At 63.7% G+C, this 14,755-nt stretch carries 13 protein-coding genes; 9 read left to right on the forward strand and 4 right to left on the reverse strand.

Annotation, left to right across the window (positions count from 1 at the left end):
• Positions 1-359: 359 nt before the first annotated feature.
• From murJ to CVM73_RS41265, 3 genes are all read left to right on the forward strand, one after another.
• Positions 360-1,886, forward strand: a complete 1,527-nt coding sequence (murJ, locus tag CVM73_RS32870; RefSeq protein ID WP_100235927.1) for a murein biosynthesis integral membrane protein MurJ — start codon at positions 360-362, stop codon at positions 1,884-1,886.
• Positions 1,887-2,157: 271 nt separating this feature from the next.
• Positions 2,158-2,613 (forward strand): DoxX family protein, encoded by a 456-nt coding sequence (locus CVM73_RS32875; protein ID WP_100235972.1) that lies wholly within the window; start codon positions 2,158-2,160, stop codon positions 2,611-2,613.
• A 397-nt stretch (positions 2,614-3,010) separates the two neighbouring features.
• On the forward strand, positions 3,011-3,406 hold the full coding sequence (locus tag CVM73_RS41265; RefSeq protein ID WP_245452499.1) for a hypothetical protein: 396 nt from the start codon (positions 3,011-3,013) through the stop codon (positions 3,404-3,406).
• Positions 3,407-3,418: 12 nt separating this feature from the next.
• On the opposite strand, the gene CVM73_RS32885 is transcribed toward CVM73_RS41265, so the two are convergent.
• Positions 3,419-3,976, reverse strand: a complete 558-nt coding sequence (locus tag CVM73_RS32885; RefSeq protein ID WP_100235928.1) for a hypothetical protein — start codon at positions 3,974-3,976, stop codon at positions 3,419-3,421.
• Positions 3,977-4,285: 309 nt separating this feature from the next.
• On the opposite strand from CVM73_RS32885, the gene CVM73_RS32890 reads away from it, so the two are divergent.
• The 4 genes from CVM73_RS32890 to CVM73_RS32905 all read left to right on the forward strand — a co-directional run bounded on the left by CVM73_RS32890 (position 4,286) and on the right by CVM73_RS32905 (position 9,310).
• On the forward strand, positions 4,286-4,561 hold the full coding sequence (locus CVM73_RS32890) for a YjiS-like domain-containing protein (protein WP_100235929.1): 276 nt from the start codon (positions 4,286-4,288) through the stop codon (positions 4,559-4,561).
• 223 nt (positions 4,562-4,784) lie between these two features.
• A complete protein-coding gene (locus tag CVM73_RS32895; protein ID WP_100235930.1) occupies positions 4,785-7,094 on the forward strand; it encodes a xanthine dehydrogenase family protein molybdopterin-binding subunit in 2,310 nt (769 codons plus the stop codon).
• A 188-nt stretch (positions 7,095-7,282) separates the two neighbouring features.
• Positions 7,283-7,729 (forward strand): c-type cytochrome, encoded by a 447-nt coding sequence (locus CVM73_RS32900; protein ID WP_100235931.1) that lies wholly within the window; start codon positions 7,283-7,285, stop codon positions 7,727-7,729.
• Between the two features lie 297 nt (positions 7,730-8,026).
• On the forward strand, positions 8,027-9,310 hold the full coding sequence (locus tag CVM73_RS32905) for a cystathionine gamma-synthase family protein (protein ID WP_100235932.1): 1,284 nt from the start codon (positions 8,027-8,029) through the stop codon (positions 9,308-9,310).
• A 297-nt stretch (positions 9,311-9,607) separates the two neighbouring features.
• Here CVM73_RS32905 and CVM73_RS32915 read toward each other — a convergent pair whose 3' ends face one another.
• The gene (locus tag CVM73_RS32915) at positions 9,608-10,024 is read right to left on the reverse strand and encodes a CHRD domain-containing protein (RefSeq protein WP_100235934.1); all 417 of its coding nucleotides are present in this window, start codon (positions 10,022-10,024) and stop codon (positions 9,608-9,610) included.
• A 156-nt stretch (positions 10,025-10,180) separates the two neighbouring features.
• Between CVM73_RS32915 and CVM73_RS32920 the strand changes: the two genes are divergently transcribed.
• The gene (locus CVM73_RS32920; protein ID WP_100235935.1) at positions 10,181-11,107 is read left to right on the forward strand and encodes a c-type cytochrome; all 927 of its coding nucleotides are present in this window, start codon (positions 10,181-10,183) and stop codon (positions 11,105-11,107) included.
• Positions 11,108-11,154: 47 nt separating this feature from the next.
• Here the strand turns inward: CVM73_RS32920 and CVM73_RS32925 are convergent, their stop codons facing one another.
• Both CVM73_RS32925 and CVM73_RS32930 read right to left on the reverse strand, forming a co-directional pair.
• A complete protein-coding gene (locus tag CVM73_RS32925) occupies positions 11,155-11,400 on the reverse strand; it encodes an Lrp/AsnC ligand binding domain-containing protein (protein ID WP_018642903.1) in 246 nt (81 codons plus the stop codon).
• A 219-nt stretch (positions 11,401-11,619) separates the two neighbouring features.
• On the reverse strand, positions 11,620-13,563 hold the full coding sequence (locus tag CVM73_RS32930) for a PAS domain S-box protein (RefSeq protein WP_245452500.1): 1,944 nt from the start codon (positions 13,561-13,563) through the stop codon (positions 11,620-11,622).
• Between the two features lie 374 nt (positions 13,564-13,937).
• On the opposite strand from CVM73_RS32930, the gene thiD reads away from it, so the two are divergent.
• Positions 13,938-14,738: a bifunctional hydroxymethylpyrimidine kinase/phosphomethylpyrimidine kinase gene (gene thiD, locus CVM73_RS32935; RefSeq protein ID WP_100235937.1), complete on the forward strand. Its 801-nt coding sequence runs from the start codon at positions 13,938-13,940 to the stop codon at positions 14,736-14,738.
• Positions 14,739-14,755 lie beyond the last annotated feature (17 nt).

A 14,755-nucleotide genomic window follows, 5' to 3' on the forward strand; every position in this document is an offset into this window, starting at 1 on the left:
GGGCGGTACTGCAGCCCGTAGGGGCCGCAGCATGACTGCCATCGACCGCCACCACCGATCGGCCGCGAAAACGGACCTGTCCACTTCGCGCCCGACGCCCGAGGTCGTTCAAAAAAAGCCCGAAATCAAACCTCACTCCCGCACAAGACATTGCGCAAAGCTCTCGCGTGCGGGAGAGGTCGTCGCGCTCGGCAGCGCACCTGCGCGCCGGAGCGCGGCGGGGGAGGGTTCTTTCCTCTAGGGGATTGTCCCGTTGCGGACACCCTCTCCCCAACCCTCTCCCGCAGGCGGGGGAGGGGGCAAACCGCCCGCGCCGCTAGCACCTAGACCTAATCGCGCCATGGTCTAAAACAGTCCGCATGCTCGGACGCATCTTCACGGTCGGTGGTTACACGCTGCTCTCGCGGCTGACGGGATTTGCCCGCGACATCATGCTCGCGGCGATCCTCGGCGCCGGCCCGGTGGCCGACGCCTTTTTCGTGGCGTTGCGCCTGCCCAACCATTTCCGTGCGATCTTCGCCGAAGGCGCCTTCAACGCCGCCTGGGTGCCGGCCTATGCGCATGTCCATGGCGAGAAGGGCGAGGCGGCGGCACACCTGTTCGCGGACCGCATCTTCACGCTGCTCCTGGCCTCGCAGGTGGTGCTGCTGATCGCCGCCTGGCTGTTCATGCCGCAGGCCATGAGCATTCTGGCGCCGGGCTTTTCCGAGGACGCCGAGCAACGCAAGCTGGCGATAGAGCTGACCCGGATCACCTTTCCCTATCTGCTGCTGATCACGCTGGTGACGCTGTATGGCGGCATGCTCAACGTGATGCAGCGCTTTGCCAGCGCCGCGGCCGCCTCGATCTTCCTCAACGTCGCGATGATGATGACGCTGGCGGTTGCCGTCTGGTTTCCGACCGCGGGCCATGCCGCCGCCTGGGGCGTGCTGATCTCCGGCTTCCTGCAATATTTCCTGCTCGCCGGCGATCTCGCCCGTCATGGCGGCCTGCCACGCTTTGCGCCGCTCAAGCTCGACGAAGACGTCCGCGGGTTTTTCAAAGCGCTCGGGCCGGCGACGCTGGGCTCGATGGGTACGCAGGTCGCGCTGTTCGCCGACACCATCATCGCGACCTTCCTGCCCGCAGGCGCGCTGTCGGCGCTGTACTACGCCGACCGGCTCAACCAGCTCCCGATCGGCGTGATCGGCATTGCCATCGGCACGGTGCTGCTGCCCGAGATGTCGCGGCGGATCACCGCCGATGATCATGATGGCGCGATGAAGGCGCAGCGCCGCGCGTTCGATTTCACGTTGCTGTTCTCGCTGCCGTTCGTCGCGGCCTTCATCACGGTGCCCGACGAGATCATGCGCGCGCTCTTCGCCCGCGGCGCGTTCTCCAAGGCTGATGCCGCCGCTGCCGGCGCCACGCTTGCAGCCTACGCCATCGGCCTCATCCCCTTCGTGCTGATTCGCAGTGCGGTCGCGACCTTCTACGCCCGCAAAGATACGGCGACGCCGGTGCGGGCGTCGCTGACCGGCATCGCCGTGAACGTAGCGCTGAAAGTCGCCCTGATGGGGTCGCTGGCTCAGATCGGCCTCGCGCTCGCAACCGCCGTCGGCGTCTGGACCAATCTCTTGCTGGTGCTCTTCTTCGCCGTGCGGCGCGGCTTTCTCGTGCCGGACCGCGCCTGGCTGATGTCGCTCGGCAAATTTTTGCTGACCGGACTCGTCCTCGCCGCCGCCTTCTGGTTGATCGCGCGGTTCAGCGGCCCTTTGCTGGGCGCGATGCACTTCCGTGACGAATTGACGCTGGTCTTGCTGGCCGTCGGGGGCGCGATCGTCTACGCGCTTGCGATCCTCTTCCTGTTCGGCCGAACCTGGCTGGTCTCGCTGGTGCGGGGCTAGGCGTCACCCCGCCATTACCGCTCCGTGCCCGATGGGGTCCTTGCCCACCGCGACCGGATGCTCCTGATCCGGCCATTGCCGATGGGATGAAGCGATCTCCGATGACAAGCGCCCGGGCGAAGGCCGTGAGCGGATGGACCGGTTGTTGAGCTTCCGAAGCACCAGGCGCTTACAGCGAGCCGCCGGGGCCTTTCACGCGGCTCGCCGATCGTGATACGATCTTGGATATTTAGGTACCGTCCTCAGGCAACAAGGCGATGAGGCAGTGACCATGCCATTCCGCTCTCCCTGGCCCACATCTCAGATCGATAAGTTCGCCACCAGCAATGCCGACCTGCTGATCCTGGTCGGCCGCATCCTGCTTGCATGGGTCTTCGTTGGAAGCGCGTACGGAGCCCTTACTAACTTCAGTGGCTCAGTGAGCTATTTTCGGTCGCTGAACCTTCCAGTGCCCCAGCTGTTCACGGCGACTACCGTCATCCTGGAAATACTGATATCAGCTGGTTTGATACTCTGCATTGGTACGCGCTACTGCGCAATTTTGGTTTTGCTATTTGTCTTCGCGGCGACTGCAATCGCACATCGTTACTGGGAATATCCCGCCGGTCCGCAACAGATTGGGCAGTACAATAACTTCTTGAAAAACATCTCGATATTGGGAGGCGCTCTGTTGATCCTGGTCACCGGAGGGGGGCGGTTCTCCTTCGATCGGAGGCTGGCAGGCTAGCAGCGTTGCACGTTTCGGCCCCTCTCTCAGCGCGATAGGCAATCACTTCCCTGAATTTCCGGGAGCCGTGGCGCACGCATCGCCGCTCCCTCGCAAAGCCGAGAGAGTGCGGCTGCACGATGTGCGCGCCTTGGTTCGTTCGCCCTTGCGACGCAGCCCTGCCACTTTTGGCGGCTGCCAAGCCGCGCCTTAGGGCCATTATTGCGTCACTTCGCCCTAAGCCTGAACGTAACCTCGAGCAGATGACTGAGGAGTTTTGAGAGAGGCTTCAAGCGCTCGGCTGTGATCCCAAAAAAAAGCATCAGCCACGTCGCCAGCGCGGCACACCACAATAGGCTTTCCAATGTTTCGGGCATGAGGACACCCTTTCAAACAAGTACTTGAAATACGAGCAGTCTTGCCGAACGCGACCCGCGTGACAAGTCCTCCAAAAAGTCGCAAGACGCCGAAATACTCGGAACAGCGGCAGCTCTCCCTGACATTCGCCAAGCACAGCGTGTGCGTCGGGGAAGCCAGACCAATCTGCTGCGGTGCTCTTCTTCGCCGTCAGCGAGGCTTCCTCGCGCCAGACCGCGCATGGCTGTTGTCGCTGGCCAAATTCCTGCTGACCGGACTGATCCTCGCCGCGGCGTTCTGGCTGATTGCGCGCTTCAGCGGTTCTGCTCTGGCCTCGATGCACTTCCACGATGAATTGACGTTGGTCCTGCTCGCCGTTGGGGGTGCGATCGTCTACGCGCTCACGATCCTCGTGCTGTTCGGACGCAAGTGGCTTGTCTCGCTGGTGCGCGGCTAGGCGTTTCGTTCGTTATGTCGGCTCCTCCCGCGAGAAGCGGACCCGCGCCAGTTGGCTATAGAGTAGGACGACGATACCTGAGAGTCCGAGGCCGAGCGCCCGCACAACCCAAAAATAGCGATCTATGAAAAAGAGCCCGATCCGGTGGCTTGGTGTCCACGACGCGTAAGCAAAGACGCAGCCGATCAAGACTATGCTGAACGCTGCCACACGGAGCGTGGTCTCGCGATAGGAGCGCCCGGCACACCAGCGAACGAGGATATCGTAGGCCTTCCACTGAGGCCAAAGAAGCAGAAGCCAGAGCGCATACTGAATAGCAAACTGCCATTCGTGCTCTGCCAGCACCCGCATTTGCCGATGCAGATGGAAGCTATCGATGGCGAGCCAGGCCGCGTAGTCAGCGAGGAAGCCGGACGGTCCGTTAAGCGCCAGCGCCAACCAGAAGAAATAGTCATAAAGCCATGGGACATGTCCTACGGCGCGCCAGTACGGCTCATCCGTCAGCACGCCAAAAATGCCAACGCTCGCAACGAGCAGGGCGTTCAACAGAATGATCTTTCGGATCGACATCAGGACCTGCGAAGTTTGCCCGCAGCAGAACGCGCGCTTGGAACGTGATCAGCATGAGGGGCTCGCCTCCAGGATGCAACAAGCCTCCTCGCATCCCTTGATTTTGTGCGATTACCGTGCTATCCGCGTCTCATGATCAAATCCGTGCGCAACGTCAATCTCTCGCACATGACCCGCTTCGGCTGGGCCGTGGGAGGAGTCGCGCGCTAGGAATTCGACGACGACATCTTTTCCACCAGGCCCCGCCGGCATCGGACGGGGCCTTTTCATTGGCCGCGCTCCCTGCCGGCTCAACAGCAGGAGCATCCGATGCCACCACAATTGACGAACAGCTCAAGCGAGCCGGAGGTCGACGCCGCGCGGCTTCGCCTCGATCTCTCCATCGTCTTGAGTCTGCTCAAGCGATACTGGCGCGCGTTATGGGAGCAGCGCGGGAGCCCACGCGTCACCTTGCAGGACCTGAGTGACAGGGAGCTGATGGACATCGGCCTGACGCGTGGCGAGATCGACCACATCGCGCCTGAGCGTGCTCTCGAAAGGCTGCGAGATCGGACGACGGATCTATGGAGGCGCAGTGGGATGTAACTTTTTAAGGTCGGCTGCGTCTTCGCGGCCGATCCTTCGAGACGCCCGCTTTTGGCGCGCTGCTCAGGATGAGGTCTTGTTTCGCGGCGCAATCTGGACGCCATGGTGACGGGGGCGCGGCGCTTTCCCCGCCCGCGACCCATGCGCACGCCCAAACCCATTTGCCTTGCCACTTTTTCCACGGCAATATGCCGGCAAAACAACCATGAGAACGGGATAGAAAATGGCGGCTCCCATCAAGTTCGGCGTTGGCCAAAGTGTGCTGCGCAAGGAGGATGACGCGCTCATCCGCGGCAAGGGCCGCTATACCGACGATTACGCGCCGCAGGCCGCGCTCCGCTGCCTGGTGCTGCGCTCGCCGCATGCGCATGCCAAATACACCATCGATGCGAGCCGCGCCCGCGGCTTGCCCGGCGTCGCGCTGATCCTGACCGCCGACGATGTGAAGGAGCTCGGCAATCTGCCCTGCCTGTTCAATCTCGAGACCGACCCGTTCACCGGCCCGCCTTACCCGATCCTTGCCAAGGACGAGGTGCGCCATGTCGGCGATTCCATCGCCTTCGTGGTCGCCGAGACCATCGACCAGGCCCGCGACGCGATCGAGGCGATCGAGGTCAAATGGAGCCCGCTGCCGGCTGTGACCGGCGTCGTCAACGCCGTGAAGAAGGGTGCACCGCAGGTCTGGCCGGACAAGGCCGGCAACGTGCTGTTCGACGTCTCGATCGGCGACAAGGCGGCCACCGAGGCTGCTTTTGCCAAGGCGCACGCGGTGGCCGAAATCTCCATCGTCAATCCGCGTGTGGTCGCGAGCTTCATGGAGACACGCGCGGCCGTGTGCGAATACGACGCCAAGCGCGACCATCTGACGCTGACGGTCGGCAGCCAGGGCAGCCATCGCCTGCGCGACATTCTCTGCCAGAACGTGCTCAACATCCCCACCGACAAGATGCGGGTGATCTGCCCCGACGTCGGCGGCGGCTTCGGCACAAAGCTGTTTCCGTACCGCGAATACGCACTGATGGCGGTCGCCGCGCGAAAACTGAAGAAGGCGGTGAAATGGGCGGCCGACCGCTCCGAGCACTTCATGGGCGACGCGCAAGGCCGCGACAACGTCACCACCGCGAAGATGGCGCTGGCAGAGGACGGCAAGTTCCTCGCGATGGATTGCGACCTGATGGGCGACATGGGCGCGTATCTCTCGACCTTCGGGCCCTACATCCCGCATGGCGGCGCCGGCATGCTGCCGGGCCTCTACGACATCCAGGCTTTCCACTGCCGGGTGCGCACCATCTTCACGCACAGCGTGCCGGTCGACGCCTATCGCGGCGCGGGCCGCCCTGAAGCCGCCTACGTGATCGAGCGCCTCGTCGATGCCTGCGCGCGAAAGCTCGACATGACGCCGGACGCGATCCGTCGCAAGAATTTCATTCCGCCGAAGGCGCTGCCGTACAAGACCGCGACCGGCAAGGTCTATGATTCCGGCGACTTCGCCGCGCATCTGAAGCGCGCGATGGAGATCGCCGAGTGGAAGGAATTTCCCAAGCGCGCCAAGGCGGCCAAGAAGAGCGGCCTGATCCGCGGCATCGGGCTTGCGAGCTATGTCGAGATCTGTGGCGTGATGGGTGAGGAGACGGCCAACGTCCGCCTCGATCCCAATGGTGACGTCACCGTGCTGATCGGCACGCAATCGAGCGGGCAGGGCCATCAGACCGCCTATGCGCAGATCGTCGCCGAGCAGTTCGGCCTGCCGCCGGAGCGCGTGCATATCCACCAGGGCGATACCGACGAGATCGCGACGGGCCTCGGGACCGGCGGCTCGGCCTCGATTCCCACGGGCGGCGTCTGCGTGGAGCGCGCTGCGGGCGATCTGGGCAAGAAGCTGAAGGAGCTTGCAGCGCAGGCGCTCGAAGCAAGCGCAGGCGACCTCGAGATCACCGACGGCGTGATCCGAATCGCCGGCACCGACCGTTCGATCTCCTTCGCCGATCTCGCCAAGCGACCCGGCGCCGATCCCTCGAAGCTGAACGGCAGCGCGACCTTCGCCAGCGCCGACGGCACCTATCCAAACGGCACGCATCTGGCGGAGGTCGAGCTCGATCCGGCCACCGGCATCATCAGAATCGTCAACTACGTGATCGTCGACGATTTCGGCAAGACGCTCAATCCGCTGCTGCTGGCGGGGCAGGTGCATGGCGGTGCCATGCAAGGCATCGGCCAGGCCTTGATGGAGCAGGTGGTCTATGGCGCGAGCGACGGCCAGCTCATCACCGCCACGTACATGGACTATGCGCTGCCGCGGGCGGCGGATGGCCCGTCCTTCGTGTTCGAGACCCACAACGTCCCCTGCAAGACCAATCCGATGGGCGTGAAGGGGGCCGGCGAGGCCGGCGCGATCGGCTCCTGTCCGGCCATCGTCAATGCCATCGTCGACGCGCTCTGGCGCGAATACAAGATCGACCATATCGACATGCCGGCAACGCCGGAGCGGGTCTGGATCGCGATCAACGAGCATCACCGCCGTCACAGCCTGTGATTCCCCAAGCAAACGCGGAACGCGTCTTGCGGGGCAACGCCGAACGCGTCTGCGGGGACGTCATCCTCAACAATCAACCAGAGCGCGACGATCTGTCGTCGCGTTCTGGATGGAATGAAATCTGCCAAGCGGTGTTGGCCCCATGGAGGGGTCGGCACGATCCTGCATCATGAAAAGGGATTTTGCGAATGAAGCGAGTGTTGGTTGTTGGGGGCGCGCTGCTGCTCGGCATGGGTGCGGTTTGGGCGGACCGGGATTCCATCAAGGAGGTCCAGACCCTGATGAAGGGCAATGGCAAGAACGCCGGCGCGATGTCGGCGATGGTCAAGGGCGAGAAGCCCTACGACCAGGCCACGGTGAACAGCGCGCTGGCGCAGTTCGAGGATACCGCCAAGAAGCTGCCGAACCTGTTTCCGGCCAGCGCCAAGGGCGTGAAGCTCGACGGCGACTACTCTACTTCTCCGAAGGTCTGGGAGGACAAGGCCGGCTTTGATACGAAGATAGCAAGCTTCGCCAAGGTCGTCGGCGACGCCAAGGGCAAGATCAAGGATATCGATTCGCTCAAAGCGAATATGCCCGCGATCGGCAAGGAATGCGGCGGCTGCCACGAGACCTATCGCGTGAAGAACGGCTGAGGCGGGATTTGTAGCCCGTAGCCCGGATGAGCGAAGCGATATCCGGGAGATCAGCCGAGCTGATGCTCTGTCCCGGATGTCGCTTCGCTCATCCGGGCTACAGGAATCAAGGAAAAGGCGGTTGCGAGAGCAGCCGCCTTTTTTCTGTACGCAAGGTCTGACGGATAGCGGTCCGAGCAGCTATCTTTGCGCCAACGGCCGCGACGTTGATGCGAGTCGGCGCAGCTCTTCCCGACTGCCTCATGACATCAGGAGTTCCAACCGCGGCGAGCACCTGAATCAACAGCGAGACAGGCCATGGCAAAACCCTTCCCGTCGAAGACCCATATCGGCAACCATATGCTGCATCCCGAAACCTTGATGCTGACCTATGGCTATGATCCACAATTGTCGGAGGGCGCCATCAAGCCGCCGGTGTTCCTGACCTCCACCTTCGTGTTCAGGACGGCGGAGGACGGGCAGGATTTCTTCGATTACGTCGCCGGCCGGCGCGAGCCGCCGGAAGGCATGGGCGCGGGCCTCGTCTATTCGCGCTTCAATCATCCCAACAGCGAAATCGTCGAGGACAGGCTCGCGATCTACGAGCGCACCGAAAGTTGTGCGCTGTTCTCATCCGGCATGGCGGCCATCGCAACCACGATCCTGGCCTTCGTCCGCCCCGGAGATGTCATTCTGCACTCCCAGCCGCTCTATGGCGGGACGGAAACCCTGCTGACGAACACGCTGGCGCGTCTGTCGATCGGCGCCGTCGGCTTTGCTGACGGCATCGACGAGGCCGCGGTCAAGCAGGCGTCGGAGCAGGCTATGGGCAAGGGACGGGTTTCGATGATCCTGATCGAGACGCCCGCCAATCCGACCAATGGCCTGGTCGACATCGCGATGATCCGCCGCGCTGCCGACGCGATCGGAAAGACGCAAGGACACACTCCGATCATCGCCTGCGACAATACGCTGCTCGGCCCGGTGTTTCAGCGGCCGATCGAGCACGGTGCGGACCTCTCGCTGTATTCCCTGACCAAATATGTCGGCGGTCATTCCGACCTGATCGCGGGGGCCGCGCTGGGCTCGAAGGCGATCATGAAAGGGATCAAGGCCTTGCGGGGTGCGATCGGCACCCAGCTCGATCCGCATTCCTGCTGGATGATCAACCGCTCGCTCGAGACGCTGAGCCTGCGGATGGAGAAGGCCAACGACAATGCACGCCTCGTGGCGGACTTCCTGCGCGATCATCCAAAGGTCGCCAAGGTCCACTATCTCGGTCATCACGAAGCTGCTTCGCCGGCCGGGCGCGCGTTTGCGAGGCAGTGTCTCGGTGCTGGATCCACCTTCTCGTTCGACATCGAAGGCGGCAAGGAGGCGGCGGTCAAATTTCTCAACGCGCTGCAGATCCTCAAGCTTGCGGTGAGCCTCGGCGGAACGGAATCGCTTGCGAGCCTGCCTGCAACCATGACCCATTCCGGCGTTCCCGCCGACATTCGCCGCAAAATCGGCGTCCTCGATTCCACGATCCGGCTGTCGATCGGTATCGAGAACCCGTCGGACCTGATCGCCGACCTGACGCAGGCGCTGAACGCGGCTTGAGCGTGATGAGATGAGGCTTGATCGTTGCCGCGACGGAGGTGAGCTCCCTCTCCCGCTTGCGGGAGAGGGTGTATCCTCAATGGGACAATCCCCAAGAGGAGAAAGCCCTCTCCCGGCGCTTCGCCATAGCCGAGGCTTTGCCTCGGCGTTTTTTAAGATGACGGCCGCCGGAGGCGGCCTACGCCTCTCCCGCAAGCGGGAGAGGTGAACCAGCAGCGGCAATCGTCGCCCCGGAATCGAAAAGGCCGGACGCCCCCTCCAGCGCCCGGCCTTCGCGCAACGAAGCAACCTTGAGGCTTACTTCGTCACCTGACCGCGGATCTCGCCGCCCGGGTTCGCCGCCGTGTGGATGTTGATGTAGTACTTGCCGCCGAGCAGATCGGCGGCCTGCGCGTCGGTGAGCGTCGCTTCGCCCTTGACCGGGCTCGAGGCCGCATTCGGGATCGCGACTGCAACGCCGGCGTTCTTGCCGGACTCGGCGGGCCCATGGAAATGCGCGGCGGTGGCGGGGCCGGAGAGGCCGGAATAGGTGACGGTCCAGGACAGTTTCTTGCTGGCGGCGTCGTAGTTCAGATCGGCCGATCCGGTGGCGCTGCTGGTTGTTGCGGGCACCTCGGCCTTGGCGTCGAGCGTTGCTTTCAGCTTTTCGGCGTTGGCCGACCCTGCAAAAGCGACGGCACCGAGCGCGAACACGGCGATGACGAGTTTGTTCATGACATTCTCCCTGCTGAACCCGTTGGGGGCTGCCAAACTTCCAACAGCCGACATTTCAGTTTATTCCCGTCTCCGGCCAGGGCGGGCTAAATTCTTCGTGGCTGGAGCCGCGACGACATCGGTTATAAGTTCGCCGCAACGAGTGAATGGGAGCGCATGTTGCAACGAACAATTCTGCTGGCGCTGCTCGCCGCGGTGGCTGCTGCCGGCATCTATTGGTGGCTCAGCGCGCCGGGGGTGGCGGCAGTGGGCAATGCACCGGCTCATGTGCCCGATCTCGCCAACGGGGAGGTGATGTTCAACGCCGGCGGCTGCGCGTCCTGCCATGCCGTTCCCAATCAGCCCGATCGTCTCAGGCTCGGAGGCGGCGTCGCGATCAAGTCGCCGTTCGGAACGTTCTACGCGCCGAACATCTCGCCGGATCCGAACGACGGCATCGGCAAATGGACGGACGCCGATTTCGTCAATGCGGTGATGCACGGGGTCTCGCCGTCCGGGCAGCATTACTTTCCGGCGTTTCCCTACACGTCCTATCAACACGCCCGGCGCGAGGACGTGCTCGATCTTCTTGCGTATCTGAAAACGCTGCCGGCCGTTGCGGGCAAGGTGCGTGACCACGACGTCGGCTTTCCGTTCAATATTCGGCGCAATCTCGGGATCTGGAAATCCTTGTTTCTGGACGACAAGCCGTTCGTCGCCGACGGCAGCAAGTCGCCGCAATGGAAGCGCGGCGCCTATCTGGTCAACAGCTTTGGGCATTGCGCCGAATGTCACAGCCCGCGCAATGCGCTGGGCGGCATGATCGCCGGCCAGCGCTTTGCCGGCGGTCCCAATCCGGAAGGCGAGGGCTGGGTCCCGAACATCACCCAGAAGCGCCTTGGCGAGTGGAGCGCGAAGGATCTCGCCTATTTCCTCAAGACGGGTGAATTGCCCGATGGCGACAGCGTCGGCGGCGCGATGACGCGCGTGATCAAGAACACCTCGCAATTGTCCGACGAGGATCTCGCGGCGATGGCGGAGTACGTCAAAGCGCTGCCGCCGGTGGACGGGCCGACGCCGCCGAAACGCAAGCAGGGAAGCTAGTACAGCTCAATCGGATCAACCTGTGCGTGCGCTTTCGTGAAGCAGCTCTAGCCCGTGCCGAACGCCTTGAAGGTGATGATGGTGAGGGTGTCCTGGATGCCCGGTAGCACCTGCACCTTCTCATTCACGAAATGGCCGATGTCGGTGTCCTTGTCGACGTAGAACTTCACCAGGAGGTCGTATTGGCCGGCCGTGGAGTAGATCTCGGAGGCGATCTCGGCTTCGGCAAGCGCATTGGCCACCGTATAGGACTGGCCGAGCTTGCATTTGATCTGAACGAAGAAAGGAACCATCGCGGGGACTCCGAAAGCGTATTCTTCCGGCTAATAGGCCAAAACCAGCCGGATTTAGCAAGCGAACTTGCGGGGGAGGGCGCATTCGGGCGCCGCCCTGAAGTGGGATGCGACTGGGCCATTTCGTCATCGCGCTTCAGGCTGTTGTTTGAGCATGATCTTTTCGGAAAACCGCTGCGCACTTTGCGCTAACGCGGCCCTCCGGGGCCGGATCATGCTTTAGGACGTGACCACTGCCGCTGCCAATGCATCCCTGATGCGCTGGGCGAGCTCAACCTTGCGATAGGGCTTGGTCAGCACGATCGCTTGCGCCTGCGCGCGGCCTTGCTCGACCAGGGTCTCCAGCGCGTAGCCCGAGGTGAACAGGACCGGCAGACCGGGACGAACCCGCCGCGCCTGATCGGCGAGCTCCCAGCCGCTCATGCCGCCGGGCATCACGACATCGGTGAACAGCAAGTCGATGCTGGGATCGCTCCGCAGCTGCTGCAAGGCATCCTTGCCGTTGACCGCGGCAACGACGCGATATCCGAGAGCTTCCACTCTGCGAATGACGGACGAGCGGACGAACGGATCGTCCTCGGCGATCAGGATCGTCTCGTAGCCTCGCGGCGCCGTGTCCTCGCCGTCTGGAAGATCGGGATGTGATTGTCCGGTGTTCGCGCGCGGCAGGTAGATCCTGACCGTGGTCCCGAGGCCTGCCTCGCTGTAGATCGAGACATGGCCGCCTGATTGCTTTGCAAAGCCATAGACCATGCTGAGGCCGAGGCCCGAGCCCTTGCCGACCTCCTTGGTGGTGAAGAACGGCTCGAAGGCGCGTGCGCTGACATCAGACGTCATGCCTTCGCCGTCGTCGGTGACCGAGATCAACGCGTAGCTGCCGGGTGCGACCTCGGGGTGAAGGGCGCGATAATCGCCGTCGATCGCAGCCAACTCCGTGCTCAGCATCAGATGTCCTCCCGATGGCATGGCATCCTGCGCGTTGAGGGCGAGGTTCAGCACCGCGGACTCCAGCTGCGCGCGGTCGGCAAAGGCCAGGATCGTGCCGGGCCCGGAGGTCGTCCTGATCTCGATGTCTTCGCGCAAGGTGCGCTTGAGCAGCTTGAACATGGAGTCGAGCAGGCTCCGGCAATCGATCGGCTGAGGCTGGAGCAGCTGGCGACGGCTGAAGGCAAGCAGCCGCTGCGTCAGCTCGGCTCCCCGTTCGCCCGACTGGCAGATGTCGTCGGCAAAGCGCCTGAGGTCGGGCCTCTCCTTGAGCTGCTCGCTCAGGTGCTCGGCATTGCCGATGATGACGGTCAGGAGATTGTTGAAGTCGTGCGCGATGCCGCCGGAGAGCTGGCCGACCGTCTCCATCTTCTGCGCCTGCTGAAGCTGCTGCTCGGTCAGCTTGCGCGCGGTCAGGTCGTGGACGATGCCGACGAAGATCAATTCGCCGTCCTGCCGCGCCTGGCCCACCGACAGGTCCACTGGAAAGGTCGAGCCGTCCTTGCGCAGGCCGATGGCCTCGCCGCCGGTCTCGAAATGCCTCGCCTGGCCGTCACGCGCCGCATCAGCGTCGGGCATCAGCATGCCGACTTTGCGGTTCATCACCTCGTCGGCGCGGTAGCCGAACAGGCGCTCGCAGGCCGGATTGAACAGCAGGACGCGGTCCTGCGCATCGAACAGGATGACCCCGTCGACCGCGGTCTCGACGATCGCGGTGAGACGCGCCACGCTCTCGCGCATCGCGCGCTGGGCGTCCCGGACCTGCTGCAGCAGGAGCGTGGCGTCGCGGCTCCTGATTTCCTCCTCCTCGAGCGCGGCCTGGACCTGCCGCAGCTCGAACGGCGAGGGGATCGTCAGGATTCTCGGCAATAGCGGCCAGAGCGCAGCGGCGGTGAAGACCGATGCGACCGCCGTGGCCGCCTTGACGAGGCCCTCGATGCCGTAGACCGGAACCCAGAGCGTATAGATCGACAGCACATGGGTCAGGCCGCAGGCCATGATGAAGATCGCGAACGCCCAATAGACCCAGCCGAACTTGAGATCGCGCCGCTTGGTGACGAGGATGGCCAGGGCAAACGGGATCGAGAAATAGGCGGCGGCAATGCAGGCGTCGGAAACGACGTGAAGCCAGATCAGCTGAGGCTCCCACAACAGGCAGATGCCGTGCGGCGAAAGCATGGACGAGTCGAGGAGACGTTCGAAAAAGGCCCACATCGTTCCACCCCACATCGTTCCACCCCAAGAGTCTGTTCCAGGTGGCTTGCGGGCCGGGGCGGCCTGCAACGTCGGTGTCGCTGGACAGTTCCACCACCTGATGTCTCACGCAACCGGCGCAGCACGCTAAGGTTCGAGACTATACCAAGGGACCGGCCAGGTTGCATTTCTCAAGCCCGAATCATTGCTGGCCCCCCGGCCGCGCTGCGCCCGACTGATTCGCGCGACGCGCAACCGGTTCGCGAATCACGTGTGGCCGCGGCTCGGCGCGCTTGCTGGCGTTCCGCGGGCGCGCTAGGACAGGCCATGGCGGCGTCCTCAAGCAAATGCATTCCGCGATGACGACCCCGGTCGCGCTCACCATCGCCGGCTCCGATTCGAGCGGCGGCGCCGGTATCCAGGCGGACCTGAAGACCTTTGCCGCGCTCGGCGTCTACGGCGCCTCCGTGATCACGGCGCTGACGGCGCAGAACACGCGCGGCGTTACCGGCATTCACGCCGTGCCGGCCGAGTTCGTCACCGCACAGATCGACGCGGTGTTCTCCGATCTCGACATCGGCGCGGTGAAGATCGGCATGGTGGCCCAGGCCGCCAGCATCGACGCCATCGCGGCCGCGCTGTCGCGCTGGGCGCCGCGGAACGTGGTGCTCGATCCCGTCATGGTGGCGACCTCCGGCGACCGCCTGCTGGCCTCTGAGGCCGTCGACGCCCTGCGCACCAGCTTGATACCGCTGGCCACCGTGATCACGCCGAACCTGCCGGAAGCCGCGGCTCTGCTCGACGAGCCGGTGGCGGCCAGCGAGGCCGAGATCGAACGTCAGGGGCGCCGCCTGCTGTCGCTCGGCTGCCGCGCCGTCCTGGTCAAGGGCGGGCATGGGGAGGGCGCGGAGAGCATCGATTATCTCGTCGGCGCCGACACCACGATCGCGCTCGCAGCGCCCCGCCTCGCCACCAAGAACACCCATGGCACGGGCTGCTCGTTGTCCTCGGCCATCGCCGCGGGGCTGGGCAAGGGCGAGGTCCTGGAAGACGCCGTGCGCAACGCCAAGGCCTGGATCAGCGCCGCGATCGCCGCTGCCGACCGCTTCAGCGTCGGACACGGCCATGGGCCGATCCATCATTTCCACAAATTCTACTGACGCGGGCCGTTCACCTC

Origin of the sequence: Bradyrhizobium forestalis (assembly GCF_002795245.1) — a bacterium.
In the GTDB taxonomy this organism is placed as follows: domain Bacteria; phylum Pseudomonadota; class Alphaproteobacteria; order Rhizobiales; family Xanthobacteraceae; genus Bradyrhizobium; species Bradyrhizobium forestalis.

Excerpts from the sequence above, each read along its gene's own strand:
- murJ (WP_100235927.1), top strand. The coding sequence starts at position 360 with ATGCTCGGACGCATCTTCACGGTCGGTGGTTACACGCTGCTCTCGCGG.
- CVM73_RS32875 (WP_100235972.1), top strand. The coding sequence starts at position 2,158 with ATGCCATTCCGCTCTCCCTGGCCCACATCTCAGATCGATAAGTTCGCC.
- CVM73_RS32885 (WP_100235928.1), bottom strand. The coding sequence starts at position 3,976 with ATGTCGATCCGAAAGATCATTCTGTTGAACGCCCTGCTCGTTGCGAGC.
- CVM73_RS32890 (WP_100235929.1), top strand. The coding sequence starts at position 4,286 with ATGCCACCACAATTGACGAACAGCTCAAGCGAGCCGGAGGTCGACGCC.
- CVM73_RS32895 (WP_100235930.1), top strand. The coding sequence starts at position 4,785 with ATGGCGGCTCCCATCAAGTTCGGCGTTGGCCAAAGTGTGCTGCGCAAG.
- CVM73_RS32900 (WP_100235931.1), top strand. The coding sequence starts at position 7,283 with ATGAAGCGAGTGTTGGTTGTTGGGGGCGCGCTGCTGCTCGGCATGGGT.
- CVM73_RS32905 (WP_100235932.1), top strand. The coding sequence starts at position 8,027 with ATGGCAAAACCCTTCCCGTCGAAGACCCATATCGGCAACCATATGCTG.
- CVM73_RS32915 (WP_100235934.1), bottom strand. The coding sequence starts at position 10,024 with ATGAACAAACTCGTCATCGCCGTGTTCGCGCTCGGTGCCGTCGCTTTT.
- CVM73_RS32920 (WP_100235935.1), top strand. The coding sequence starts at position 10,181 with ATGTTGCAACGAACAATTCTGCTGGCGCTGCTCGCCGCGGTGGCTGCT.
- CVM73_RS32925 (WP_018642903.1), bottom strand. The coding sequence starts at position 11,400 with ATGGTTCCTTTCTTCGTTCAGATCAAATGCAAGCTCGGCCAGTCCTAT.
- CVM73_RS32930 (WP_245452500.1), bottom strand. The coding sequence starts at position 13,563 with ATGCTTTCGCCGCACGGCATCTGCCTGTTGTGGGAGCCTCAGCTGATC.
- thiD (WP_100235937.1), top strand. The coding sequence starts at position 13,938 with ATGACGACCCCGGTCGCGCTCACCATCGCCGGCTCCGATTCGAGCGGC.